The sequence below is a fragment of the Streptomyces sodiiphilus genome (genome assembly GCF_039529215.1).
Classification (GTDB): domain Bacteria; phylum Actinomycetota; class Actinomycetes; order Streptomycetales; family Streptomycetaceae; genus Streptomyces; species Streptomyces sodiiphilus.
Map to the genome: position 1 here is coordinate 21,711 of NZ_BAAAMJ010000031.1, position 26,060 is coordinate 47,770.

Consider the following 26,060-nt stretch of genomic DNA (forward strand, 5'->3'; position numbering starts at 1 on the left):
CGCCGCCCGCGCACCGGCGCGGTTCCCGCCACGAGGCGGGGGCCGCGCCGGTGCGGTGTGCGGGGCGGGCGAGCCGGGTCACAGCCGGTGCGCGGCACCGGCCGGGGTGGCGCCGCGGGTGTCCAGCAGCAGCGGCGCCTTGGCGGCCAGTCCTTGCAGGTCGTAGACGCTGTGGTGCTGCAGCAGCAGGGTGAGGTCGGCCGCCGCGGCGGCCTCGTAGAGGGCGTCGGCGCGCGGGATGGGCCGGCCGGCCGCCCGCCACTGGGCGACGTAGGGGTCGTGGAAGCTGAGCTGGGCGCCCAGTTCCAGCAGCCGGGTGGCGATCTCGCGGGCCGGGGAGCCCTCCTGGTCGGGTAGGTCCGGCTTGTAGGTGACGCCGAGCAGCAGCAGCCGGGCGCCGCGGGCGGACTTGCCGTGCTCGTTGAGGAGGGCCGCCGCGCGCTGGGTGACGTAGCGGGGCATCCGTTCGTTGACTTCCTGGGCGAGTTCCACCATCCGCAGCGGGTAGCCCGCGGTGCGTCCGGCCGGCGGCAGCGAGCCGGGGTCCACCGGGACGCCGTGACCGCCCACCCCGGGGCCGGGGCGGAAGGCCTGGAAGCCGAACGGCTTGGTCTCCGCGCAGCGCAGCACGTCCCACAGGTCCACCCCGAGGTCGTGGCAGAGCACCGCCATCTCGTTGACCAGGGCGATGTTCACGTGCCGGAAGTTGCTCTCCAGGACCTTGACGGCCTCGGCCTCCTTGGTGCCCCGGGCCCGCACCACCTTGTCCGTCACCCGCCCGTAGAACGCGGCCGCGGCCTCGGTGCAGGCCGGGGTGAGGCCGCCGATCACCCGGGGGATGTTGGCGTAGCCGTACCGGCGGCTTCCCGGGTCCAGCCGGCCGGGGGAGCAGGCGAGGTGGAAGTCCCGTCCGGCCCGCAGGCCCGAGCCCTCCTCCAGCAGCGGGCGCAGCATGTCCTCGGTGCAGCCGGGGTAGACCGTGGATTCGAGCACCACCAGCATCCGGGGGCGCAGCTGCCCGGCCAGCGCGGCGGCGGCCTCGCGGACGTGGCCGAGGTCGAGCCGGCGGTCGGTGCCCAGCGGGGTGGGCGCGCAGATCAGGGCCGTCCGGACGCGGCCCAGCACGGCCGGGTCGCTGCTGGCGGAGAACCCTCCGGCGAGCATGCGGCGGATGTCGGCGGCGGTCAGCGAGCCCTCCACCGGAGGGCGGCCGGCGGTGAGTTCGGCGGCGACCCGGGGGTCGGGAGTGAAGCCGACGGTCTGGATACCGGCGGCCGAGGCCGCCTGGGCGGCCGGCAGGCCGAGGTGGCCGAGGCCGAGGACGGCGAGATCAGCGGGCATGTGCGGTACGGCTCCCTTCCGCGAGGCACCGGCAACGCACGTCAGCTTAGGCAGATATATGACAGATATGGCGGATTGTGTGCTAAGCCGAGTCGCGGTCGCGCCAAAGGCGCCGCCATGGGGGAGCATCGGTGGCAGGACGGGTAGGTCATGACCGACGAGCACGGGAGGCAGCGTGAGAACAGCGACTCTGGGGCCGGCGGAACGGACCCGCGCACTGACCCGGATGGCGGACAAGGAGCTCGACGTCCTGGTCGTCGGCGGCGGGGTGGTCGGTGCGGGAACCGCGCTGGACGCGGTGACCCGGGGCCTGAGCACCGGCATCGTGGAGGCCCGCGACTGGGCGGCGGGAACCTCCAGCCGCTCCAGCAAGCTGATCCACGGCGGCCTGCGGTATTTGGAGATGCTGGACTTCGGGCTGGTGCGGGAGGCGCTGAAGGAGCGCGGGCTGCTGCTGCAGCGCCTGGCCCCGCACCTGGTGCGCCCGGTGCCGTTCCTCTACCCGCTGCGCGGCCGCGGCTGGGAGCGCTGGTACGCGGGCAGCGGTGTGGCACTGTACGACGCCATGGCGCTGGCCACCGGCCACGGCCACGGGCTGCCGAGGCACCGTCATCTCTCCCGGCGCGGGGCGCTGCGCGCGGCCCCCGCGCTGAAGAAGGACGCGCTCGTCGGCGCGCTCCAGTACTACGACGCGTTCAACGACGACGCCCGCTACGTCTCCACGCTGGTGCGCACCGCGGTCTCCTACGGGGCGCACGCCGCCAACCGAGCCCGGGTCACGGGCTTCCTGCGCGAGGGGGAGCGCGTGGTCGGGGTCCGGGTGGTGGATCTGGAGGAGGGGCGCGGCCCCGGTGAGTTCGCCACCTACGAGATCCGGGCCAAGCAGGTCGTCAACGCCACCGGGGTGTGGACCGACGACACCCAGGCGATGATCGCCGAGCGCGGCCAGTTCCACGTCCGGGCCTCCAAGGGCATCCATCTGGTGGTGCCCAAGGACCGCATCCACTCCTCCACCGGCCTGATCCTGCGGACCGAGAAGAGCGTGCTCTTCGTCATCCCCTGGGGCCGGCACTGGATCATCGGCACCACCGACACGCCCTGGGACCTGGACAAGGCCCACCCGGCGGCCTCCAGCGCGGACATCGACTACCTGCTGGAGCGCGTCAACGAGGTGCTCGCCGTCCCGCTGACCCGGGACGACGTGGAGGGCGTCTACGCGGGGCTGCGGCCCCTGCTGGCCGGTGAGTCCGAAGCCACCAGCAAGCTGTCGCGCGAGCACACCGTGGCCCATCCGGTGCCCGGCCTGGTGGTCGTCGCCGGCGGTAAGTACACGACCTACCGGGTGATGGCCAAGGACGCGGTGGACGCGGCGGTGCACGCCCTGGACACCCGCGTCGCGGAGTGCTGCACCGAGGAGATCCCGCTGGTCGGGGCCGAGGGCTACCACGCGCTGTGGAACGCCCGGGCCCGGCTGGCGGACCGGGTCGGCCTGCACGTGGCCCGGGTGGAGCATCTGCTCCACCGCTACGGCTCCCTGGTGGACGAGGTGCTGCGGCTGATCGAGGACGACCCGGCGCTCGGCGAGCCGCTGCCGTGCGCGGACGACTACCTCAAGGCCGAGATCGTCTACGCCTGCACGCACGAGGGCGCCCGCCACCTGGAGGATGTGCTCACCCGCCGCACCCGCATCTCCATCGAGACGTTCGACCGGGGCACGCGCAGCGCCCGGGAGTGTGCCCGGCTGATGGCCGGTGTCCTGGGCTGGGACCGCGAGCAGGTCGACCTCGAGGTGGAGCACTACGAGAAACGGGTGGAGGCCGAGCGGGAGTCTCAGCTCCAGCCCGACGACCGGACGGCCGACGCGGCCCGGCTGGGGGCTCCCGACACCGTGCCGCTGTGATCGTGGCCGGGGCGGAACACCACGGCGCCGTCGCATGGGTGACAATGTGCGGGGACGCCGGAGGGGACGACGCATGGGCCAGGACAACGGGGACAGCCGGGCGCGGGCCGCCGAGCCCGCTGAGCACGAGGACAAGCCCTCGCGCGACACCGACACACCGCGCGAGGTGCGCGACGACGACGCGCCGACCGTCGCCGCCAAGCTGCTGAACGGCCGTTACCGGCTGGGAGGCGTGGTGGGCCGCGGCGGGATGGGCACGGTGTGGCGGGCGCGCGACGAAATCCTGGGCCGCGAGGTCGCGGTGAAGGAGCTTCGGGTACCGGCCGGCATCGACGACGGGGAGCTGCGGCGGCTGACGACCCGTACGCTGCGCGAGGCCAAGGCGATGTCGGCGATCCGCAGCCGCGGTGTGGTCACCGTCTACGACGTGGTGGACGAGGATTCCCGGCCGTGGATCGTCATGGAGCTCATCAACGGGCGCTCGCTGGCCGACATCATCCGGGAAGACGGCCCGATGACCCCCCGGCAGGCCGCCCGTACGGGGCTGTCGGTGCTGGAGGTGCTGGGCGCCGCGCACCGTCAGGGGATCCTGCACCGCGACGTGAAGCCCTCCAACGTCATCGTGGCCGACGAGGACGGTCGGGTGGTGCTCACCGACTTCGGCATCGCCAAGGTGGAGGGCGACCCCTCCATCACCTCCACCGGCATGCTCGTCGGCGCGCCCTCCTACATCTCCCCGGAGCGGGCCCACGGTGAGACGCTGGGCCCGGCCGCCGACATGTGGTCGCTGGGCGCGCTGCTGTACTGCGCGGTCGAGGGCCGGCCGCCGTTCGACGCGGGCGGGGCGATCGCCACCCTCACCGCGGTGATGAACGACCCGGTGCCCACCCCCCGGAACGCCGGGCCGCTGGCTGAGGTCATCACCGGGCTGCTGGCCAAGGAGCCGGACGACCGGCTGGACGAGGCCGGGGCCCGCAAGCTGCTGAAGGCCGCGTCGGCCCCGGTGGCCGAGCCGTCCACTGCGGGCGCCGCCGCCGCGGCCACCGCCGGAAAGGCCGGGGAAGCCGGGAAGGCCGCGGAGACGGAGAAGGCCGGCGGGCCCGGCGATGCCAGGACCCTCAAGGAGGACTCCGGGCGCCGCACCACGGCCCTCGCAGCCGCTTCCCCGGGCCCGGAGGACGCGGGGCAGGCGAAGCCGGCCCCGGCCGGGCGGGCCGCCTCGGGCGGCACCCCCCTCGCCGCGGGCCGCCGGCGTCTGCTCGTGGCGGGCGTGGTCGCGGTCGTGCTGCTCGCCCTCCTCGGTGCCGCCCTCGCCTCGACGATGGGCGGCGGGAAGGACGAGGAGGCCTCCGGCGGAGCCGGCAGCGGACAGCGGGACGACGACGCCGCCGGCGGCGACCCGGACGGTCCGGGCGGCTCCGGCGGCACGGACGGCGGCGCGGACGCCTCGGACGGCGGTGCGGACGCCGGCGAGGGGACGGAGGACGGCGGCGAGCCGGGCGCGGACGACGAGTACGGGGAAGACGGCGGGGAGCGGGATCCGGCCGGATCCGGGGACGGCGACGGCGGACCGGGCGGCGAGGGCGGGGCATCGCCACAGATCCCGGAGGGCTACGCCGAGATCACCGACACCGACTTCCGGTTCCGGGTCGCGCTGCCCGAGGGCTGGGAGCGGGTCCGGATCGCCGGCCAGAACTCCGGCGGTGAGTACAGCGATCCGGCCGGGGGCCCGCCGATGGTCCAGATCGACTTCACCTCCTCGCCGGGCAACGACGCCGCTGCCGCCTGGCGGCTCCTGGAGCCCGCCACCCAGAGCGCCAGCAGGAACTACCGGCGTATCGGCATCGAGGAGATCGAGTGGCGGGGCTATCCGACCGTCGCCGACTGGGAGTTCGAGCGGGTGGTGCGAGGCCGGGACGTCCGGGTGCTCAACCGCGGCTTCCGGGTGGACGCCGCCCGCGGCTACGCGATCATGATCACGTGTGTGGCGGACGAGTGGGACGGGAAGGAGTGCCGCACGCTCCGCGACACCGCGTTCAGTACCTTCCAGCCCTTGGAATGACCGGGAGTTGACGGACCATGGGCGCACTGTGCCCGTGGCACGTATCGTGAGAGCCGGAGCCCGGTGAGCGGCTTCCTGAGGCAGCCGGGCGCCGCGTGCGCTGAGGGGAGGCGAGCGTGGACAAGTACGCGGGACGACTTCTGGCCGACCGCTACCGCCTTCCCAGGCCCCCCTCGGACGAGTTCGAACTGGCCGAGTCCCCGGCTTTCGACACCGCCAGCGGACAGGAAGTCCTGGTCCGGCAGGTGCCGCTGCCGGAAGTCGTGGACGCCGAGGTGCTCGACGAGTACGGCCGCCCGGGCCCGCCCCGCGGCCGGGCCCGTGACGACCGGGCGACCCGCACCCCGCAGGACCCGGTGGTGCGCCGTGCCGTGGAGGCGGCGGCCGCCGCCGCGCGCCTGCCGGACCATGCCCGGCTCGACCAGGTCTTCGACGTCTTCGTGCAGGGCGACGGGCTGTGGATCGTCAGCGAGCTGGTGTCCGCCCGCCCGCTGGCCGCGCTGCTGGCCGAGCAGCGGATGAACCCCTACCGCGCCGCCGAGGTGGCCGCCGACATCCTGGCCGCGCTGCGGGTGGTGCACGCACACGGCTGGACCCACCGCAACCTGACCGCCCGCACCGTCCTGGTCTGCGACGACGGCCGGGCGGTGCTGACCGGTCTGGCGGCCGGGGCCGCGGAGGAGGTGCTGTGCGGCTACGACCCGCTGCCCGGCGGCGGGAGCGACGGCCCCTCCGTCGCCCCGGCGGTGGAGGTCAGCCGTGAGACGCCGCCCGGCCCGCAGACCGGGTCGGCCGAGCGGCCTGCCGGACTGCCCGCGCCCGGCGGGCCGGTGCCGCCCGCGCTGCGTGGCGCCCCGCCCGCCGAGCGGCCGGAGCTGCCCGACGCGCCGCCCGCGGTGCCCGGCGGGCTGCCCCCGGGCTACGTGGTCCGGCAGGGGCACAGCCCGGCGGCACACGCGGGTCCGCCCGGCGGGGCCGCCGGCGGAGCGGCGGACCTGGTGGCCCGGATGCGGGAACAGGGTGGTCTGCCGGCCCGTCAGGAGCAGCCCGCGGACGCCTCCGGCGGCTTCCCCGCCAGCTGGGACTTCGAGAGCGGTCAGGAGGGCGGCGGACACGCCGTGGGGCCCGCCGCGCCGCTCCGTGACGACCGGCCCTCTCCCGCCGCGGTGGAGCGGGCCGCGCGCAGCGGGGCCATCGCGGCCTACCGGGCCGGTGCCCGGGCGGGCGCGGACGCGGCCAACGGCGTCGCGGGCGAGCGTCCCCCCGGCCACCCGACGGCCTCGCGGGCACCGGCGCAGGCCGCCCGGCCGCCACCGCCGCGGCCCGGGCAGCAGCCGGGCGGCCCGGCGCGTCAGGCTTCTCCGGCACCCGGCGGGGCCGCAGCCCCCGGCAGCGGTCCCACCGCACTGCCCGGTCCCGGGCGCACCAGCCACCCGGTGCCCTGGGAGCGGGCGCCGGCCGCCCCGGGGGGCGGGCCCGAGCGGCGGGACGGACAGCCGGGCGCCGGGCAGCCGCGCACCGACGGCGAGCGCTGGGGCGAGGTACCGCCCCCCGAGAGCCGCTACCGCGGCCCGGACAGCGCGCTGGCCGCGGAACGGGCCCGGCAGGCCAGGATCACCACCGTCGGCGCGGTCACCGAGCGCTGGGCGCCGGAGCAGGCGGGGCCGGTGTACGAGCACTGGCGGCTGGCTCCCCCGGTGGGGCCGGCGGCCGACCTGTGGGCGCTGGGCGCACTGCTGTTCCGTGCGGTCCAGGGCCACCCGCCGTATCCGGAGGAGAGCGCGGCCGAGCTGACCCAGGCGGTCTGCGCCGAGCAGCCGGCGTTCGCCGAGGAGTGCGGGGCGCTGCGTCCGGTGGTGGAGTCGCTGCTGCGCCAGGACCCGACCGAGCGGCCCAGCCCGGAGGAACTGCGTGGCTGGCTGCGGTCGATCATCCGCTCGGCCCCGGAGCCGAACGTGGGACGCCGCACGGTCACCGCGCCACCGGCGCTGGAGGCGGGCCGTCCCTCCGATCCGCGCAGGCTGCCGGTCGTGCGGCGGCGCGGCGAGATGGTGGGGCCGCGCCGCCGCAGGCCGCAGGGCGGGGACCCGCATCGCCTGGGCAAGGTTCTGCTGGGGCTGGTGATGGCGGGCATGGCCGGTGCCGTGGCCTACGCGCTGCTGTTCATGGAGCGGGACGAGCCCGCGGACGGGGGCGGCGAGGCGGGCCGGGGGGCGCCGGCCGAACCGGAGCTGCCGGGCGCGCCGGACGCCGGGGAGACCGGAGGGCAGGACGGGGAGGTGGACGACGGCGAGGGCGGCAACACCGGCCGGGCCCCGCACACCGCCGCCCCCGACCCGCCCCCGGAGGGGTACGAGCTGCACGAGGACGCGTCCGGCTTCTGGCTGGCGGTTCCCGAGGGCTGGCAGCGGCAGGGCCCCGAAGGGGACGGCCCGGTGCGCTTCACCGGTGGTTCGCTGGAGCTGCTGGTGGTGCCCGGCCGGGACAGTGCCGCCGAGTTCGGCGACGACCCGATGAAGTACCAGCTGACCTCGCTTCCGGAGCTCCAGGGGTACCGGGACGCCGCGCGGTCGACCTCGTCCAGCCTGCGGCGCATCGACGTCGGGCCGACGAGCATGGCCGAGGGGCTCTTCGCCTGGCAGGCGGACGGGGACCGGCTGGCGCGCAACCGCGCCATGCTGATGGGCGGCAGCTATCACGTGGTGATGGTGCGCGGCCCGGAGAGCGCGAGGGAGGAGCTCGACGAGATCTTCGAGGTGAGCGCCGAGAGCTACCGCTTCACCGGCTGACCGGACCGGTCAGGCCCCGAAGCCCGGCCGGAACGGTCATCGCCCGTGTCCGCAGGGGGAGTTGGGCGCTGGTCGCGCGAGGCCCCGCCGGGGGAGCCCGAAGGCCGGTGACCTGCGAGCCAGTGATCACTGGCAGGATTCTGTGAAAATGGTTACCGATGGGTAGGCAGGGTGTGGGGGGCGGCCGTACTCTCCGCCTATGACGACAGCGCAGGACGACGTTTCCACCCAGGTGGCCCGTGTGGTCACCGGCGATCTGGTGGCCCGGCTCACCCAGGGCCTGCTCGGCGACGGCCGCACCGCGTGCCACAGCCCGCTCACCGGGGAGCGGCTGGCGGAACTGCCCGAGGCCTCGACCGAGGACGTCGCCGCCGCCTTCGTCCGGGCGCAGAACGCCCAGCAGGAGTGGGCCGCCCGGCCGGTCCGGCAGCGCGCCGCCGTCCTGCTGCGCTTCCACGACCTGCTGCTGCGCCGCCAGGACGAGGTGCTCGACATCGTCCAGCTGGAGACGGGAAAGACCCGGCTGCACGCCCACGAGGAGGTGCAGGCCGTCGCGCTGGCCGCCCGGCACTACGGCCGCAAGGCACCCGCCTACCTGCGCCCGCAGCGGCACACCGGGGCCATACCCGTCCTGACCCGGGTCCGGGAACTGCGCCAGCCGCGCGGCGTGGTCGGGATCATCGCTCCGTGGAACTACCCCCTGGAGCTGTCCGCCGGGGACGCCCTGCCCGCCCTGGTCGCGGGCAACGGCATCGTCATGAAGCCGGACACCGAGACCGCGCTGACCGCGCTCTGGGCCCGGCGGCTGATCATCGAGGCGGGGCTGCCCGAGGAGCTGTGGCAGGTCGTCCTGGGCGACGGGCCGGTGATCGGCCCGGAGGTCGTGCGCCGTGCCGACTACGTCTCCTTCACCGGTTCCACCCGCACCGGCCGTGAGGTCGCCGAGCGCGCCGCCTCCCGGCTGGTCGGCGCCAGCCTCGAACTGGGCGGCAAGAACGCCATGATCGTGCTCGACGACGCCGACCTGGACAGGGCCGCCGAGGGCGCGGTCCGCGCCTGTTTCTCCTCGGCCGGGCAGCTGTGCGTCTCCGTCGAGCGCCTCTACGTCCACGAGTCGGTCGCCGACGCCTTCCTGGAGCGCTTCGTGGCCCGCACCCGGTCGCTGCGGCTGGGCGCGCCGCTGGCCTGGGGCACCGACATGGGCTCGCTGGCCTCCCAGGCCCAGCTCGACGCGGTCACCCGGCACATCAAGGACGCCGTCTCCCGCGGGGCCACCGTCCTGGCCGGCGGCGAGCCGCGCCCGGACCTGGGCCCCTGGTTCCACGAGCCGACCGTTCTCACCGGCGTCGACCCGACCATGCTGGTGTGCCGGGACGAGACCTTCGGCCCGGTCGTCTCCGTCTTCCCGTTCACCGACGAGGACGAGGTGATCCGGCTGGCCAACGACACCCGGTACGGCCTGAACTCCTCGGTGTGGTCCAGGAACGCCCGGCGGGCCCGGCGGATCGCCGCCCGGCTGCGCACCGGCACGGTCAACATCAACGAGGGCTACGGCGCCGCCTACGGCAGTGTGCAGTCCCCGATGGGCGGCATGGGCGAGTCCGGACTGGGCCGCCGGCACGGCGCGGAGGGCATCCGCAAGTACACCGAGCCGCAGACCGTCGCCGAGCAGCGGCTGCTGCCGCTGGCGCCGTCGCTCGGCATGGACGACCGCCGCTACGCCGCCTTCATGACCCGTTCCCTGCGGGCCCTGAAGACCCTTCGCTTCCGCTGACCTCCACACCCTCGCACCACCCGGAGAGCCGCATGTCCGACACGTCGCACGACCCCGCGCGGAACACCGTTCCGCGCCCCCGGAAACACCCCGAGGAGGAGTCCACCGGCCGCGGGGACGCGGGCCTCGACTACGACGTCCTGGTCGTCGGCTCGGGCTTCGGCGGCTCGGTCTCCGCCCTGCGGCTGTCCGAGAAGGGCTACCGCGTCGGCGTGCTGGAGGCCGGGCGCCGCTTCGCCCGGAGCGAACTGCCCAGGACGTCCTGGGACCTGCGCAACTACCTGTGGGCGCCGAAGCTGGGGCTCTACGGGATCCAGCGCATCCATCTGCTGCGCAACGTCATGATCCTGGCCGGCGCCGGAGTCGGCGGCGGTTCCCTCAACTACGCCAACACCCTCTACGTCCCGCCGCCGGCCTTCTTCCAGGACCGGCAGTGGCGGGACATCACCGACTGGCAGCGGGAACTGGCGCCCTACTACGAGCAGGCCCAGCGGATGCTCGGCGTCCGGCTCAACCCCACCGTCACCCCCTCCGACCGCCATCTGCGGGCCGCGGCCGAGCGGATGGGCGTGGGAGACACCTTCCACATGGCGCCGGTGGGCGTGTTCTTCGGCGACGGGAGGGACGCAGGCGGGACGGTGACCGCCGAGCCCGGGGGAGAGGTACCCGACCCCTACTTCGGCGGTGCCGGGCCCGCCCGCCGGGCCTGCGTCGAGTGCGGCGAGTGCATGACGGGCTGCCGCCGCGGCGCGAAGAACACCCTCAACGAGAACTACCTGTACCTCGCCGAACGGGCCGGGGCCGAGGTCCGGCCGCTGACCACCGTCACCTCCGTCGCGGAGACGCGGGACGCCGGCGGTGAGCGGGTGTACGAGGTGACCGTGGTGCCGACCGACGCCTCGGCGCGCCGGCGCCGCCGGGACCGGCGGGTGCTGCGCGCCCGGTACGTGGTGCTGGCGGCGGGCACCTACGGCACACAGACCCTGCTGCACCGGATGCGCGACACCGGGACCCTGCCGCACGTCTCGGCCCGGCTCGGCACCCTCACGCGCACCAACTCCGAGGCGCTGGTGGGCGCGGCGACCACCCCGAGGCGCTACCGGGCCCGGCACGGCAAGGACGCCCGGCCGGACTTCTCCCGGGGCGTGGCGATCACTTCCTCGGTGCACCCCGACGAGCACACCCACATCGAGCCGGTGCGCTACGGGAAGGGCTCCAACGCGATGGGGGCGCTGTCCATCGCCCAGTTCCCGCGCGGGGGAAGCGTGCCGCGGGTGCTGTCCTACCTGCTGAACTCCGTGCGGCATCCGGTCCACTTCCTGCGCTCGCTGTCGTTCCGCCGGTGGTCGGAGCGCACCATCATCGGCCTGGTCATGCAGACCCACGACAACTCGCTGACCACCTCCCGCAAGCGCGGGGGACTGTTCGGCAGGGGGTCGCTCACCGCCGTGCAGGGACATGGCGCCCCCAACCCCGACCACATTCCGCAGGGGGCCGAGGCGGCCCGGCAACTGGCCGAGGACATCGGGGGTTTCGCGGGAACCAATGTCGGCGAGCTGCTCGGCACCCCGCTCACCGCCCACTTCCTGGGCGGCTGCCCGATCGGGGCCGGGCCCGACTCCGGCGTCATCGACCCCTATCACCGGCTCTACGGGCACTCCGGCATCCTCGTGGTGGACGGTTCGGCGGTCTCCGCCAACCTGGGCGTGAATCCGTCTTTGACCATCACCGCGCAGGCGGAGCGGGCGATGTCGCTGTGGCCCAACAAGGGCGAGGCCGACCCGCGTCCGGCCCAGGGGGCGCCCTATGCGCGGCTGTCCGCGGTGGCGCCGCGGAGCCCGGCCGTCCCGGACGACGCGTTCGCCGCTCTGCGGCTGCCCGTGCTGCCGGTGCCCCAGGTCCCGCCGAAGGCGTGATCCGGGCCGTGACGTGCCGGAGGGCACCGGCTGCCGCCGGTGCCCTCCGGATGGTTCCCGTTGTGGTGCTCCGCCCGCGTCAGCTCGCGGCCGGGGAACCGGTCTCGCGACGGCGGACCAGGAACACCGCGCCCGCACCGAGCGCCACGGCCGCGGCACCGGCGAGGGCGAACATCGGCAGCACCGAGTCCGCACCGGTCTCGGCGAGCGTGCCGGTCTTCTCGATCTGCTCGAACTCGCCTTGCGGCGCGGGCTTGTTGCCCTTGCTCTTCTCGCCCTTGGCGTCCTCGGGGCGCTTCACGTCGGTGCCGGCCGGAACGACGTCGAACTCGTAGACGTTCAGGTCGGACAGCTCGCAGGCGCCGTTCTCGTCGATGTACACACCCGAGGTGATGACCAGGCCGAAGCCCGCCGGGGCGGACGCGTCGACCTTCAGGCGCATGGTGGCCTCGGCGTACTCACCCGGCTGCAGGGACCCGGCGGTGCCGAAGTAGCCCCACTCGTCGTTGACGGTGTGCCAGGTGCCGTCGAAGGACCACTGCAGGGTGACCGGGACGTCCTCGAACTCCTCGCCGTCCCAGGCCGCGACCTCCGCGAAGGCGTCGATGGCGTCCATCGGCTTGTCGGAGTTGTTGGACACGCGGAAGGTGAACTCGGTCCACTGCCCGGCCACGACCTTGCTGGGCAGGCCGATCAGCTCGGTGTGGATGTCCTCGTTCCACACGATGTCGGTGCACTCTTCGACGATCTCGTCATCGCCCTCGTCCAGGCCGTCCCCGGGAGTGCCCTCGGCGTCGTCGCCCTTGTCGTCGGAACCGTTGTCGTCGGAACCGTCGTCACCGGCCCCGTTGTCGCTCTCCTCGTCGTCGATCGTGTCGCCGGTCTCGTCGGCGGCTGCTTCCTCGGTGGCTTCCTCCTCGGCCTCCTCGGCCGGGTTCGCCTCATCCCCCTGCGGGTCCTCTTCCGGGGTCTCGTCCATCTGCTCGACGGCCGCGGTGGGGCCGTCGGTGGGCTCCGACGCATGGGCCGTACCGGCGAGCAGTGCGGCGGGTGCGACCACCGCAGCAGCGGCGGCGGTCGCGACAGCGCGGCGCAGCTTCATAGGACCTCTTTTTGATCCGGGCGGCCGCCGGTGAGGGTGACCGCCGTGAGTGTTGACGGTCATAAGATCAACACAGAGGGTGAATGGTTGCGGTGTGCATGATTACAAAATGATCACAACGTTTCGCGGCCAGGTTTCGTGGCGTCGGCCCGCGGCGAGGGAAGTTGCTTCCGGGCCCGGAGAAGGCGAAGAGCCCCGGCGGCCGCCTCAGGGGGGAGGGCGGCGGCCGGGGCTCTTCCGGTGGCCGGCACCGGCGACAGGGCGGCGCAGGTGCCGGGTGCGGCGCCCGGGGGGTGGCGCCGCTGTCGTTGGTCGGACCATTGGTGGGGTGCAGCCACCGGCCGCCAACAAGCGGAAAACGGGGTGTCCCTGCATCGTGCGGGATGCCGTCCGGTCCGGCAAGGTTCGTGGCACCTGAAGCCGAAAAGTTGCCGAACGTGTGACCGACTCGTGTCCCGGCGGCGAGGGAACGCCGGAGGCGGCGGCCGGCCGGCCCCCGGCGTCCCGGGAACCGGCCGTGCGGCGCGACCGACCTGCTGTCCCCTGCTGCCCGGTCACGGCCCAGGAGCGAGGTCCCACAACGCGGAGCCTCGCCACACCGGTGAGGATCACGACGCCTCATCGCTCCGGGGCACCCCGTCCAACGAGGTCCGCCACCCGCGGGTCACGCGCCGTACGGGTGACGGACGGCAGACACGTGCGGCCCGGTCAGATCCTGCCGCGGGACAGCTCCAGCAGTGTCATGGCCAGCTGAGTGCCGCCCGAGCGGCCCAGCGCGTCGCCGTAGGTGCGCAGCACCTCCATCTCGCGGGTCAGGTTCACCCGGCGCCCGCCGGAGGCGATCCGGGCGTTCTGGATCTCCGCGGAGACGGACATCCGCTCGCGCACCAGCGCGATGATGCGGGCGTCGAGATCGTCGATGCGATCGCGCGCCCCGGAGATCACCTCGGAAACCTGCGTGGTGGAGAGGGGGGTGCCGGCGGACGCGGTGGCGGGTGCGGACATGGCGGGGTCTCCTTCTGCTGCCGGAGCCCCGGGCCGGTCCCGGAAACGGGAGGGGNNGCCCGGGGCGCCTGGGAAGTCGCTGGTCAGTGACGCACGCAGCGCGCTTCGTGGCAGCCGGCCGGGCCGGTGCCATAGGTAAAGAAGCGGAAGCTGCGCGACATGCGTCCTACAGTGCCACGCCCTTCGCCTCCTCGCAAAGCGGTGGCCGGACGGCGGGACACCGGAGGTCGCTACTATCGGAGGTATCAGCCCCCGCTCCACCGCCGAAAGGCCCGCCCCGTGGCTTCTCCCTCCCCGGACGTCGTTCTGGTCGTCGACTTCGGCGCCCAGTACGCTCAGCTCATCGCCCGCCGTGTGCGGGAGGCCCGGGTCTACAGCGAAATCGTGCCGTCCACCATGCCGGTGGCCGAGATGCTCGCCAAGGACCCCAGGGCGATCATCCTCTCCGGCGGCCCCTCCTCGGTGTATGCCGAGGGCGCTCCCGGCCTGGACCGCGCCCTGTTCGAGGCCGGTGTGCCGGTCTTCGGCATGTGCTACGGCTTCCAGCTGATGGCCCGGGCCCTGGGCGGCACCGTCGACAACACCGGCGCCCGCGAGTACGGGCGCACGGACCTGCGGGTGACCAAGTCCGGTTCCACCCTCTTCGAGGGCACCCCCGACGACCAGACGGTCTGGATGTCGCACGGCGACGCCTGCTCGGCCGCCCCCGAAGGCTTCACCGTCACCGCCGTCACCGACGGGGTGCCGGTCGCCGCCTTCGAGGACGACGAGCGCAAGCTCTACGGCGTGCAGTACCACCCCGAGGTCATGCACTCCACCTACGGCCAGCAGGTGCTGGAGCACTTCCTGTACCGCGGGGCCGGGCTGGCCCCCAGCTGGACGGCCGCGAGCATCGTGGACGAGCAGGTCGCGGCGATCCGCGCGCAGATCGGCAGCAAGCGGGCGATCTGCGGGCTGTCCGGCGGAGTGGACTCCGCGGTCGCCGCCGCCCTGGTCAACAAGGCCGTCGGCGACCAGCTGACCTGCGTCTACGTCGACCACGGGCTGATGCGCAAGGGCGAGACCGAACAGGTCGAGAAGGACTTCGTGGCCGCCACCGGCGTTCAGCTCAAGGTCGTGGACGCCGCCGAGCAGTTCCTCACCGCTCTGGCCGGCGTCACGGACCCCGAGCAGAAGCGCAAGATCATCGGGCGGGAGTTCATCCGGGTCTTCGAGCAGGCCCAGGCCGAACTGGTCGCCGAGGCCGGCGCCGCGGGGGAGGACGTCGCCTTCCTTGTCCAGGGCACCCTGTACCCGGACGTGGTGGAGTCCGGCGGCGGCACCGGAACGGCCAACATCAAGTCCCACCACAACGTCGGCGGGCTCCCCGACGACTTGGAGTTCGAGCTCGTCGAGCCGCTGCGCATGCTCTTCAAGGACGAGGTCCGCATGGTCGGCCAGGAGCTCGGCCTGCCCGAGGAGATCGTCCAGCGCCAGCCCTTCCCCGGCCCCGGCCTGGGCATCCGCATCGTGGGCGAGGTGACCCGGGAGCGCCTGGACCTGCTGCGCGAGGCCGACGCCATCGCCCGCGAGGAGCTGACCGCGGCCGGCCTGGACCGCGAGATCTGGCAGTGCCCGGTCGTCCTCCTGGGCGAGGTCCGCAGCGTCGGCGTCCAGGGCGACGGCCGCACCTACGGCCACCCGGTGGTGCTGCGGCCGGTCTCCTCCGAGGACGCCATGACCGCCGACTGGTCCCGGCTGCCCTACGACGTCCTGGCCCGGATCTCCACCCGGATCACCAACGAGGTCCGCGACGTCAACCGGGTGGCCCTGGACATCACCAGCAAGCCCCCGGGCACCATCGAGTGGGAGTGAGCCGCAGGCGGGACGCGCCCGCCGAGGAGCCCTGGGGTGCCCGCCACGGGTCCCGGCGCGGCAGTCCGGCGCGTCCCGCGTAACCCGCGCCGCGCGCGGGGCCACCGGGGCGCCGAGCGCCGGGCCGCCGCTCCTGCCGGTGTCCGGCACCCCGGCGGGGCGGAGGGCGGCGGGCGGCCCGGTTCATGACCCGGCGCGGCCGACGGTGCTCCCGGGCCGGCGCCGTACCGCGACGGCCGCCAGAAGGCCGGCCAGACCGGTCCCGAGTCCGGCGCCGCCCAGCAGCCTGGCCGTCGCGTCCTGCGTCTCCGCCCTCGCCGGTGCCGCGGTCTCCGGGCGGTCCTCGGAGGCCGCAGGGGCGTTCTCCTCGGCCGCCGCGGGGGCCAGGGCAAGCACGGGGGCGGGGCGCTCGGGCTCGTCGCCACCGTCGGACGGCTCCTCGATCCAGCGGACCACCTCGCCGCTGTCGTAGGTCTGCAGGGCTTTGAAGACCATCCGGTCCGCGTCCTCGGGCAGCGGGCCGGCGGAGATGTCGAACTCCTGGAACTCCCCCGGCCGTATCTCTCCCGCGGTCCACACGATCCGGGAGACGACCTCGTCGATGCTCCTGTCGCCATGGACGACGAGCGACTCGGAGAGCTTCCGCTTCTCCACCTCGACCTTCCAGCCGGGTGCGGGGCGCACGGAGAGCGAGGCGAGCGGCTGGTCCCGCGGCAGGACGACCTCGCCCCGGACAGTCGGAGAGTTTTTACCATAAATACAGCCTCTGCTCGTCGGGTGTGCGGTGGGCGGAGGTGGAAGCCGCTCCGGGCCGCTCCCGGCGGGCGGGGTCGCTCGGTGTCATCCGTGGGTGCTCTGTCTTTCCAGGTCAGAGCCTTCGCCGTGCGGCCGGCGGGTGGGGGTGTGATCGCCGGTGTTGTCATGACGGGTCGGCGGGTCGGCCGTCCCGGCCGGGTCCGGTCTACTGGAGTGTGACCCAGGGAACATGCGGGTCTCTAATTTTTCTGATAAAAACTAGAGACTCACTCGAGCAAGCCCGAGGAAGGCAGCATGTTGAGAACAAAGGCGCTGGTAGGCGCCGTCTCCTTCACAGTGGCACTCGCTGTTCCCTGGTGGTCCCTCTCCCTGGACGCCGCTCCCGCCCCCGCGTCGGTGGCCGGCGCGGGGGCGGACGAGGGCGCCGCACACGACGACTCGTCGTCCGACTCCCCCGGGCATGAGGAGGCCCACGACTGGAAGCCCATGGACGACATGATGGCCAAGCGTGACAAGTCGTTCCCCGCCGAGACCGAGGGCAAGGGCGGGCAGATCATCGAACCCGAGATCCTGGCGGACGGCACCAAGCAGTTCACGCTCACGGCCGAGCCTGTGAAGTGGGAGGTCGAACCGGGCAAGGTGGTCGACGCCATGTCCTACAACGGAATGGTCCCCGGCCCCACGCTCACAGCCGATGTCGGCGACAGGGTCGAGGTGGTGCTCAAGAACGAACTGCCGCAGTCCACCGCGATCCACTGGCACGGCATTCCCATCGACAACGCCATGGACGGTGTCCCGAACGTCACCCAGGACCCGGTGCCCCCGGACGGCACCTTCACCTACGAGATCACGGCCGAGCGCGCGTCCGTCGGCTGGTACCACTCCCACCACAACGGCACCGAGCAGGTGTCCAACGGCCTGTGGGGCGCCTTCCTGATCGGGGACATGCCCCTGCCGGACAAGACCGAGATCGACCATGAGATCCCGATGCAGCTCCAGGACTCCGGCACCATCGGCCTGACCCTGAACGGCAAGTCGTTTCCCGCCACCGAGCCCATCCGGGTCCGCAAGGGCGAGTCGGTCCTCATCCACTACTTCAACGCCGGCACCATGTCGCACCCGATGCACCTGCACGGGCTGGACCAGTTGGTCGTCGCCAAGGACGGCTTCCCCCTGAAGGAGCCGTACGAGGCCGACACCGTGAACGTCGCGCCCGGTGAGCGGTACAGCGTGCTCGTCAAGGCCGACCGGGAGGGCAAGTGGGCCTTCCACTGCCACATCTTCCCGCACTCCGAAGGCAAGTCGGGCATGTTCGGCATGTTCACCGAAATGGTGGTGACCTGACGGGGCGGCCGCGCGCCTTCCGCGTCCCTCTCCCCGTCCCCTCTCCTCCCGTCCCCTCTCTCCCTGCCACCTCCCGGGACCGCCACCCCCACCTGCCCGGCCCCGGATCGTCAAGACTGGAGTACAACCGTGTCCGTCAACACGGATTCCCCTCAGGGAAGACCACAGGCGCTTCTGCGTGCCCTCAACCCCTTCCTCCCCGTGATCAGCATCGCGCTCTCGCTGGGCCTGGTGATCGGGCTCGTACTGGTCGGGGTCTTCCAGCCCGGCCGGTCGTCCGCCGGCGCCGCCGCGCCCGGCCCCCCCCCCCCCCCCCCCCCCCCGGCCCCGACGCCGCTCACGCGGCGGCCCCCGGCGCCGGGCAGACCATGACCTTCGACCTCGAGCTCGGCGAGATGTACGTCAAGCCCGCGTCGATCGAGATACCGGCCGGCGCGAAGCTCAAGCTCGACGTCACCAACACGGGCGCGATGGAACACACCCTCGGCCTCAAGGGCGAGGACCCGGCGGTGTTCAAGCCCGGTGAGTCGGCCACCCTCGACTGGGGACCGATCCACGAGTCCACCGAGGCGTGGTGCACCGTCGAGGGCCACAAGGACGCCGGAATGGTGCTCGCCATCAAGGTCACGGGCGGCACCGCGGCTGCCGGGGGAGACTCCGGGGCCGCGGACGACGGCAATGCCGAGATCGACGCGAACGCCACGCCGTCCGCCAAATGGAAGGCGATCGACCCGACACTCGAGCCCGCACCCGCCGGCAAGCTCCACGAGGTGGAACTGCGGGTGGAGGAGAAGCAGGCCGAGGTCGCTCCCGGCGTGACCCAGACCGTCTGGACCTACAACGGCACCGCCCCCGGTCCCACCCTCCGGGGCAAGGTGGGCGACACCTTCCGGGTCACCTTGATCAACGACGGTTCGATGGAGCACTCCATCGACTTCCACGCCTCCGAGGTGGCGCCGAACGTGGAGATGCGCGCCATCGAGCCGGGCGAGTCGCTGATCTACGAGTTCGAGGCCAAGCACGCCGGCGTCTTCACCTACCACTGCGGCGTCGCCCCGATGATCCACCACATGGGCAACGGCATGTTCGGCGCGGTGATCGTCGATCCGCCGAACCTGCCGAAGGTGGACAAGGAGATCTCCCTGGTCCAGTCCGAGCTGTACCTGGGCCCGGAGGGCAAGGTCTCCGACCTCAAGAAGATGATGGCCGGAGAGAACGACGGTGTGGTCTTCAACGGCTATCACAACCAGTACGTCCACGAGCCGATCACGGTGGATGTCGGCGACCGGGTCCGTATCTGGGTCGACAACGCCGCGATCAACGAGCCCTTGGCGTTCCACACCGTCGGCCTGATCTTCGACACGGTGTGGAAGGAGGGAAGCTACCTGCTGAAGCCGGACAGCGCCGACAAGGGCGGCTCGCAGACCCTGGACCTGGCACCCACCCAGGGCGGGTTCGTGGAGTTCACCGTCGACCAGGCCGGAAGCTACACCTTCGTGAACCACATCATGCGGGACCTGTCCCGCGGCGCCGCCGGCCTGATCGTGGCGGGGGACGCCCCCGCGGAGGCGCACTGACCACCCCCTGAGGCGTCCCGGCCACCGTGGCGGGGCCGACAGAATCCGGCGCCCGGCGCACACGGTCCCGTGTCCGCCGGGCGTCACTCCGCTCCTCACCGGCGTCGCTGGAACCCCCGGTCGGCGGCCCGCACGGGAAAACGGAGCGCCCCGGCCGCACCCTTGTTACGCTGGAGGCAAAATTCTCAGAACAATTCCGGTTCCCACGATTCTTTCGGGCGTTGGTGGCATGAAAGCTTCTCAGCCCTCCGGCAACCCTTCCGGGCCCTCCGGCGCGTCCCGGGAGGCCGTCCTCGAAACCCTGCGGCGAGCCGGGAAACCCCTCACCGTGCAGCAACTGTCGGACGAACTCGGACTGCACGCCAACACGGTCAGGTTCCACCTGGCCCGGCTCACCAAGGACGGCCGGGTGCGGGAGGGACGGGCCGACCACGAGGGGCCGGGCCGGCCGAAACTGGCCTACACGGCCGTCTCCGAGGAGTCCACGGAGACCCCGGGCGGATACCGGGTGCTCGCCGAGATCCTGGCCGGGCACCTGGCCGCCACCTCCACAAGCCCTTCCAAGGAAGCGGTCGCGGCGGGCCGTGAATGGGGACGCCATCTTGTCGAGCGGCCGGCCCCGTTCTCGTCGGTCTCCGCAGAGGACGCCTTCGAGAAGGTCAACTCCTTGATGAGCGACCTCGGGTTCGGGACCGACCGGACCGACGGGCCCGACCTGCTGCGTATGCACCACTGTCCCTTCCGCGCGGTGGCCGGACGACGGCCGGACGTGGTGTGCTCGGTCCACCTGGGGCTGATGCGCGGTGCGCTGGCGGAGATGCGGGCACCGCTGCGGGCCACCGACCTGGAGGTCTCCCACAGCGCGGAGTACCCCTGCCTCGCGCTGTTCGAGAGGACCGGGGACGGCGAGGACACCGCTGCGAAGCGGGAGGCCGGGGAGCCGCGGATCGGGAATCCGGACACCGTGAGACCTCCCGACGAGGAGTGACTGGCGGGGCGGGCCACCTCACTCGTCCGGGTGGCGGTGAAGCCGTTCTCCGGTCTGTACGCTGACCGGAAGGCAAGAATCCCTGTCCATGGGAGTAGCGATGACTGCCGCTGATCCACTGCCCGCCTGGGCGTATCCGCCACCGGAGGGGTTCACCGCCGACGATCTCGACCGCATCCCGGATCTCCCTCCGCACACGGAACTGATCGACGGGAGCCTGGTGTTCGTGAGTCCGCAGAAGTACTTCCACTCGCTCGCCGTGGATCTGCTGACCACCGCGCTGCGCGGGCTCGCACCCTCGGCGATGAAGGTGTGCCGGGAGATGTCGGTGACGCTGGGCAGACGGCAGCGACCCGAGCCCGACGTCATGGTGCTCCGGGCGGAAGCGGTGACCGAGGACGCGGAGGAGACGGGCTTCCGCGCCGAGGACGTCCTCCTCGCCGTCGAGGTGGTGTCGCCGGACTCGGAGGAGCGAGACCGGAAACGCAAGCCGCAACTGTACGCGGAGGCCGGAATCCCCCACTTCTGGCGGGTCGAGAAGGGGGCCGGGCGCCACCCCGTCGTCTACGTCTTCGAGCGTGAGCCCGCCACCGGGGGCTATGTGGCCACCGGCATCCATCACGACCGGCTCAAGCTGTCCGTGCCCTTCGACATCGACATCGATCTCGCCGGCATCGACCGCATGTGAGGAGGTGGGCCGGCGTTCACGGCTGCCCGTTCCCGCCGTGCCGGTTCCGGTGGCGGCGCTGACGGTCCTCGCGGCGCGCGGCGCGGACCTCGCCCCGGTGGCTGAGGGCCTTGGCCAGCAGGCTGCCCACTGTCACGAACAGTCCCACCGTCATCACCGAGTACAGGATGGTGAAGACCTTGGACGCCGTCGTGGTGGGCACCAGGTCGCCGAAGCCGATGGTCAGCCCGGTGGAGATGGCGAAGTAGAGGCTGTCGACGAACGACCACCCCTCGTGCATGCAGTAGAACGCGACCGCGGTGGCCAGCATCAGCAGCAGCGACAGCACCGCCCCGCGGAACGCCTTGTCACGCCAGGCGGCGCGCACGCCGTACGCCAGCTGGGCTCCGACCACCACAAAACCGAGCACAGTGCATTGTGGGCACCCCGGCCGTCCCCCGGCCGACCGCCACGCGGCAGACTGTGCACCGGCGCGAACGGAACGTGATGACGAGGGGGGCGCCATGAGAGTCGTGCGCTGGTTCTGCCACCACCCGGGGGTGTCGCTGGTGCTGGCATTGCTGATCCTGGGCGGATACACGCTGGTGCGGCCGCCGCTGGAGCGATGGTCGCTGCTCAGCACGGCGTGCGACGGCAAACTCTCGCGTTCCGCGCTGGACGCCGTCCGGGGCGACCGCGAGGTCGCGGAGCAGCGGCAGACCCTCGAACCTGATCTCGGCCGCTACACCTGTGTCCTCAGGGACAGGAACGGCAATCAGATCGTCGAGGTGGTGGCCATGACCCGGCCCGACGAAGTGGACAGACAGCTGGATGCCGACTTCTTGACCCTGCGGCCGGAGCCTCTGCTGCCGAGTCTCCGCGCGGGTCTCCCCGAGGGCGTGCCAGGAGTCGTGCTGCGCGAAGGTGGCATGCGCATCCTCGTGCGGTGTCCCGCACTGGGGCCCGGGACGGACGGCCAGGAGACCCGCATGCTGGTCATGGCCCGGACTCCGCACGACGTGGAGGACGCGGATGCGGTACCGATCGCCGTGGAGCTGGCCAACGCCTCCTCCACCCAGCTCGGCTGCGGTGCTCCACCGCTGCCCCTGCCGGAGCGGCCCGCGGAGAGCCTCGGTGAGTGGGTGCCGCTGGGTACCGCCACCGGCACCTCCTGCGACGTGCTGGCCTCCGGGGTGCTCCCGGCTCCGCCCCCCGGCGGCTGGGTGGTGAAACCGGCCGCGTCGGTGGGCGCCCCCGCGACCCGCTGCGCACTCGGCGGCGCGCGCGGGGACGAGCACATGGTCCTGGCCGGCTGGTACGGCGCCTGGAGCGAGCCCACTCTGGCACAGATCACGAACCAGGAGACCTGGAACCGGCTCCCTGCCACGGGTGAGGGGGAGCCGCAGATCACGCCGTACTTCGGCCGCGCTTCCGCCGTGTGCTTGGGACAGCCGGCGCATTTCGCGGTGCGGGTGGAGCGGGACGCTCCGGCAAGCCTCCACGTGGACACCGTGCGTGCGACCCTCACCGCCTTCGCCGAGGAGGAGGTCTCCCGGCGCGGCTGCGAGGGGCTGCGCCTTCCTGGCGAACTGATCACCGAGCCCGAGCCCGAGCCCTGACCGGCGGCCCGGAACGGGTGCCTACCGTCCCGGTGGGAGCCCGATGGACCTGAGCTCGGTCAGGTACCAGCCGGTGAACTTCCGGTGCACGTGGTCCCGGTACTCCGCGGGTATGTCCCGGTCCGCGGCCCACTCGTCCAGGACTCGGCCCAGGTGGTCGCGGGGACTCATGAACCAGACGGCCGCGGCTTCCGGTTCGAGGCCGGCGTCCAGGGCACCGCTCACTGCCCACTGCTTCGCCGGGACGGCGGCGGGACGGTCCGCGATGCGGCTGACCCTGCCCGGCCCTTCGTCGCCGGTCGGCCGGAACGGCAGATGGGCGCCGGTGCTGTGCGTGAGCACCTGCCGGTCGAAGGCCGGCCCGTCGGGTATGCGGCCGGCGGCGATGTGCCACTCGCGCAGGCCCAGGAGGGTCGCGAAGCCCTCGGTGAGGAGATAGTGGTCGTCGCCGAAGGGATGGCCCGGCCATTCCTCCGGTGCCTCCCGGACGATCTGTGCGTCGGTCCGCTCCAGGAGATGGGCGAAGTATGCGCCGAGGGCGTCGTAGAGCAGCGCGAACGCTTCCGGATCGGCCGTCAGTTCCCACAGGAGGGCACGCAGCGCGGGGGAGCCGTCGTCGTCACGGCTCAGCACCGCCCTGGCCTCGCCCCGCTCCTCGTCGTCCTGAAGGGCGGGGCCGGTCTCGTCCCCGTACCCGAGCAGACCGTCGGACACGTCGACGATGTAGGACGCGAGCATCCGGGCCAGGTAGGGCACGAACTCGCGCGGGTAACCCGGAGCGTCGTCCGCTCCCAGGACGGTCACGGTGCGATGGAACGTGCGGGCCTGGGCGAGGGTGCGCGGCTCGCCGGGCGCCGCGCCCGGGCCGGCATCGGCGGTGCGGCCGGTCGTGGCGGCGAGCAGGACGGAGCCGATGAGGTCGGCGCCCGCGGGGCCGGAGCAGGTCTCCCAGTGGTCACCGTCGAGCAGCTGGTGGACCCGGACCGGCCCCCCGGCGGTGTTTCCCGGATCGAGGGCTTCCGCGGCGGCGTCGGGGTCGTCGGCCAGCGCGATCACGGAGTCCGGCGGCTCCCAGCAGGTCTGCCCGGAGGCCTCCCACGAGGCGAAGCCCTTCGTCAGACCGGCCGTCGCGTCGGCCGACAGCACGGTGAACGGCACCGAGTCCGCCGCCAGCAGCAGCACGAACGCGGGCACGAGGCCCCACTTCCACCTTCGGCGCCACCGCGCCCCCCTGCTCGCCATGCGGTGACACTACAACTACCGGTTGTGCGTACCCGGACGGGGCCGGGCCAGGTCCGGACGAGGCGTCAGATGAGGCGTCGGGCGGTGGCCCAGCGGGTGAGTTCGTGGCGGTTGGAGAGCTGCAGCTTGCGCAGCACGGCGGAGACGTGGCTCTCCACGGTCTTGACCGAGATGAACAGCTCCTTGCCGACCTCCTTGTAGGCGTAGCCGCGGGCGATCAGGCGCAGCACCTCCCGCTCGCGCTGGGTCAGCCGGTCCAGGTCCTCGTCGACCGGCGCCGCGTCGGAGGAGGCGAAGGCGTCCAGGACGAAGCCCGCCAGCCGCGGGGAGAACACCGCGTCGCCGTCCGCGACCTGGAAGATCGCGTCCACCAGGTCGTCACCGGTGATGGTCTTGGTGACGTAGCCGCGGGCCCCGCCGCGGATGACGCCGATGACGTCCTCCGCCGCGTCGGAGACGGACAGGGCCAGGAAACGCACCGGGGACTGCGGGCGGGACATCAGGTCGGCGCTGCGGCGCAGCACTTCCACGCCCCCGCCGCCGGGGAGGTGGACGTCGAGGAGGACGACGTCGGGGATGGTCGCCTTGATGACGGTGACGGCCTCGTCGACATCGCCGGCCTCTCCCACGACCTCGACGCCGGTTTCCTCCGTCCGGCCGATCTCGGCCCGCACTCCCGCCCGGAACATGCGGTGGTCGTCGACGAGCACGACCCGGGCCCGCCGCTGTCCGGCGGTGCCGTTCCCGTCCAATCCGGGGCCGCCCGCGCCTGTGTCAGTCATGCTCGCTCACTCCGACCGTTCCATCGTCAGCTCCACCTCAGTGCCCTCGCCCGGTGCGGAGCGTACCCGGGCCGTTCCGCCGTTGCGCTGCATGCGGCCGATCACCGACTCGCGCACGCCCATCCGGTCCGCGGGCACGGCGTCCAGGTCGAAGCCCGGCCCGCGGTCGCGCACCGACACGAAAACCGTACGCCCCTCGACCTCCGCGAACACCCGGACCGGCCCGCCGTCGCCACCGTACTTGGCGGCGTTCACCATCGCCTCGCGGGCCGCCTGCAGCAGCGCACTGAGCCGTTCGTCCATCGGGCAGTCGCCCACGCAGACCACTTCCACGGGCGTTCCGTGGTGATCCTCGACCTCCGCGACCGTGGCCTTCACGGCCTCGGCGAAGGTCTGCCCGTCCTTCTCCTCGTCCTCGGCCGGGCGGCCCCCGTTCTCGGCGGACTTGTAGAGCCACTCGCGCAGGTCGCGCTCCTGCGCGCGGGCCAGCCGGGCGACCTCGCGGGCGTTGTCCGCGTTGCGCTGGATGAGAGTGAGGGTGTGCAGCACCGAGTCGTGCAGGTGTGCGGCGACCTCGGCCCGCTCCTGGGCCCTGATGCGCATGGTGCGTTCCTCGGAGAGGTCCTGCACGGTCCGCACCAGGTAGGGCCCCACCAGCAGGGCGAAGCCGACGATCACGGCCAGGGACGCCTGCATGACCCGGCTCAGGTCCTCGCTGACTCCCCGCGTCACCACGAAGCCGGCCACCCCCAGGCAGACCAGAAGGCCGCCGGCGGCGCTGCGCACCAGCGGCAGCCAGCGGCTGCGCCAGGTGACCTCCGCCCAGTGCGCGCGCCGGGCGTTGTCGGCCTGCCGCCACACCACGGCGGCGCCGATGCCGATGAAGACCAGCGGCCACAGGTAGCCGCCGGCGACCTCGAACTGGAGGTTGTGTCCGAGCGCCATCAGCCCGACGGCGAGCATCAGCAGGGCGAACAGCTGGCCCTTCTTGCCCGAGCCGCGCCGGGCCCGGGCGTGCGGGGTGGTGCGCGGCTGGTGCGGGGAGGTTCCCAGCGGCACCACGAACCAGAAGACGCCGTAGAGCAGGGCGCCCAGGCCGCTGGAGAGGAACATCGCGAAGAACACGATCCGCACCCAGGAGACCGGCACCCCGAGGTGGCCGGCCAGTCCCTGGGCGACGCCGCCCAGCCAGCGCCCCTCGGCGCTGCGGTACATCTTGCGCAGCGGCGCGTCCTCCACGGCGGCGCTCGGCGCGGCGCTGGCGGTCGTCATGCACTGATCGTCACATGGACGCCGGGCGCCGGACATCAGGGTCGGTCCCTGATCGCCGTCTCAGGGACGG

19 protein-coding genes are annotated in these 26,060 nt (G+C 72.9%); 11 read left to right on the plus strand and 8 right to left on the minus strand.

What is annotated here, in order from left to right:
* Positions 1 to 78 precede the first annotated feature (78 nt).
* Positions 79 to 1,341: a nucleotide sugar dehydrogenase gene (locus ABD299_RS15735; RefSeq protein WP_344262785.1), complete on the minus strand. Its 1,263-nt coding sequence runs from the start codon at positions 1,339 to 1,341 to the stop codon at positions 79 to 81.
* Positions 1,342 to 1,516: 175 nt separating this feature from the next.
* On the opposite strand from ABD299_RS15735, the gene ABD299_RS15740 reads away from it, so the two are divergent.
* The 5 genes from ABD299_RS15740 to ABD299_RS15760 all read left to right on the plus strand — a co-directional run bounded on the left by ABD299_RS15740 (position 1,517) and on the right by ABD299_RS15760 (position 11,782).
* Complete coding sequence (locus ABD299_RS15740; protein ID WP_344262787.1) at positions 1,517 to 3,241, plus strand: glycerol-3-phosphate dehydrogenase/oxidase; 1,725 nt, start codon at positions 1,517 to 1,519, stop codon at positions 3,239 to 3,241.
* A gap of 73 nt (positions 3,242 to 3,314) precedes the next feature.
* The gene (locus ABD299_RS15745) at positions 3,315 to 5,303 is read left to right on the plus strand and encodes a serine/threonine-protein kinase (RefSeq protein ID WP_344262790.1); all 1,989 of its coding nucleotides are present in this window, start codon (positions 3,315 to 3,317) and stop codon (positions 5,301 to 5,303) included.
* Between the two features lie 116 nt (positions 5,304 to 5,419).
* Positions 5,420 to 8,092: a protein kinase gene (locus ABD299_RS15750; RefSeq protein ID WP_344262792.1), complete on the plus strand. Its 2,673-nt coding sequence runs from the start codon at positions 5,420 to 5,422 to the stop codon at positions 8,090 to 8,092.
* Positions 8,093 to 8,291: 199 nt separating this feature from the next.
* Positions 8,292 to 9,866: a succinic semialdehyde dehydrogenase gene (locus tag ABD299_RS15755; RefSeq protein ID WP_344262795.1), complete on the plus strand. Its 1,575-nt coding sequence runs from the start codon at positions 8,292 to 8,294 to the stop codon at positions 9,864 to 9,866.
* Between the two features lie 32 nt (positions 9,867 to 9,898).
* Positions 9,899 to 11,782 (plus strand): GMC family oxidoreductase N-terminal domain-containing protein, encoded by a 1,884-nt coding sequence (locus ABD299_RS15760; RefSeq protein WP_344262797.1) that lies wholly within the window; start codon positions 9,899 to 9,901, stop codon positions 11,780 to 11,782.
* Positions 11,783 to 11,861: 79 nt separating this feature from the next.
* On the opposite strand, the gene ABD299_RS15765 is transcribed toward ABD299_RS15760, so the two are convergent.
* Entirely contained in the window at positions 11,862 to 12,884 is a 1,023-nt protein-coding gene (locus ABD299_RS15765) for an LAETG motif-containing sortase-dependent surface protein (protein ID WP_344262799.1), read from the minus strand.
* A 708-nt stretch (positions 12,885 to 13,592) separates the two neighbouring features.
* On the minus strand, positions 13,593 to 13,889 hold the full coding sequence (locus ABD299_RS15770) for a chorismate mutase (RefSeq protein WP_344262801.1): 297 nt from the start codon (positions 13,887 to 13,889) through the stop codon (positions 13,593 to 13,595).
* A 279-nt stretch (positions 13,890 to 14,168) separates the two neighbouring features.
* On the opposite strand from ABD299_RS15770, the gene guaA reads away from it, so the two are divergent.
* Positions 14,169 to 15,743: a glutamine-hydrolyzing GMP synthase gene (gene guaA, locus ABD299_RS15775; protein WP_344262803.1), complete on the plus strand. Its 1,575-nt coding sequence runs from the start codon at positions 14,169 to 14,171 to the stop codon at positions 15,741 to 15,743.
* A 183-nt stretch (positions 15,744 to 15,926) separates the two neighbouring features.
* Here the strand turns inward: guaA and ABD299_RS15780 are convergent, their stop codons facing one another.
* On the minus strand, positions 15,927 to 16,502 hold the full coding sequence (locus ABD299_RS15780) for a YcnI family protein (RefSeq protein ID WP_344262886.1): 576 nt from the start codon (positions 16,500 to 16,502) through the stop codon (positions 15,927 to 15,929).
* A gap of 291 nt (positions 16,503 to 16,793) precedes the next feature.
* Here ABD299_RS15780 and ABD299_RS15785 point away from each other — a divergent pair, with 291 nt between their 5' ends.
* The 4 genes from ABD299_RS15785 to ABD299_RS15800 all read left to right on the plus strand — a co-directional run bounded on the left by ABD299_RS15785 (position 16,794) and on the right by ABD299_RS15800 (position 21,096).
* Positions 16,794 to 17,843, plus strand: coding sequence for a multicopper oxidase family protein (locus tag ABD299_RS15785; protein WP_344262805.1), 1,050 nt, complete (start codon positions 16,794 to 16,796; stop codon positions 17,841 to 17,843).
* Positions 17,844 to 18,211: 368 nt separating this feature from the next.
* On the plus strand, positions 18,212 to 19,420 hold the full coding sequence (locus tag ABD299_RS15790) for a multicopper oxidase domain-containing protein (RefSeq protein ID WP_344262807.1): 1,209 nt from the start codon (positions 18,212 to 18,214) through the stop codon (positions 19,418 to 19,420).
* Positions 19,421 to 19,649: 229 nt separating this feature from the next.
* Positions 19,650 to 20,408: a helix-turn-helix transcriptional regulator gene (locus ABD299_RS15795; protein WP_344262809.1), complete on the plus strand. Its 759-nt coding sequence runs from the start codon at positions 19,650 to 19,652 to the stop codon at positions 20,406 to 20,408.
* A gap of 100 nt (positions 20,409 to 20,508) precedes the next feature.
* Complete coding sequence (locus tag ABD299_RS15800) at positions 20,509 to 21,096, plus strand: Uma2 family endonuclease (RefSeq protein ID WP_344262811.1); 588 nt, start codon at positions 20,509 to 20,511, stop codon at positions 21,094 to 21,096.
* Between the two features lie 16 nt (positions 21,097 to 21,112).
* On the opposite strand, the gene ABD299_RS15805 is transcribed toward ABD299_RS15800, so the two are convergent.
* Positions 21,113 to 21,505, minus strand: coding sequence for a potassium channel family protein (locus ABD299_RS15805; protein ID WP_344262813.1), 393 nt, complete (start codon positions 21,503 to 21,505; stop codon positions 21,113 to 21,115).
* 94 nt (positions 21,506 to 21,599) lie between these two features.
* Between ABD299_RS15805 and ABD299_RS15810 the strand changes: the two genes are divergently transcribed.
* Entirely contained in the window at positions 21,600 to 22,694 is a 1,095-nt protein-coding gene (locus ABD299_RS15810) for a hypothetical protein (RefSeq protein WP_344262815.1), read from the plus strand.
* Positions 22,695 to 22,715: 21 nt separating this feature from the next.
* Here ABD299_RS15810 and ABD299_RS15815 read toward each other — a convergent pair whose 3' ends face one another.
* The 3 genes from ABD299_RS15815 to ABD299_RS15825 form a co-directional block, all read right to left on the minus strand.
* Positions 22,716 to 23,936, minus strand: coding sequence for a hypothetical protein (locus ABD299_RS15815; RefSeq protein WP_344262817.1), 1,221 nt, complete (start codon positions 23,934 to 23,936; stop codon positions 22,716 to 22,718).
* A gap of 65 nt (positions 23,937 to 24,001) precedes the next feature.
* A complete protein-coding gene (locus tag ABD299_RS15820; RefSeq protein WP_344262819.1) occupies positions 24,002 to 24,718 on the minus strand; it encodes a LuxR C-terminal-related transcriptional regulator in 717 nt (238 codons plus the stop codon).
* A gap of 6 nt (positions 24,719 to 24,724) precedes the next feature.
* Complete coding sequence (locus ABD299_RS15825) at positions 24,725 to 25,990, minus strand: PspC domain-containing protein (protein ID WP_344262821.1); 1,266 nt, start codon at positions 25,988 to 25,990, stop codon at positions 24,725 to 24,727.
* Between the last annotated feature and the right edge of the window lie 70 nt (positions 25,991 to 26,060).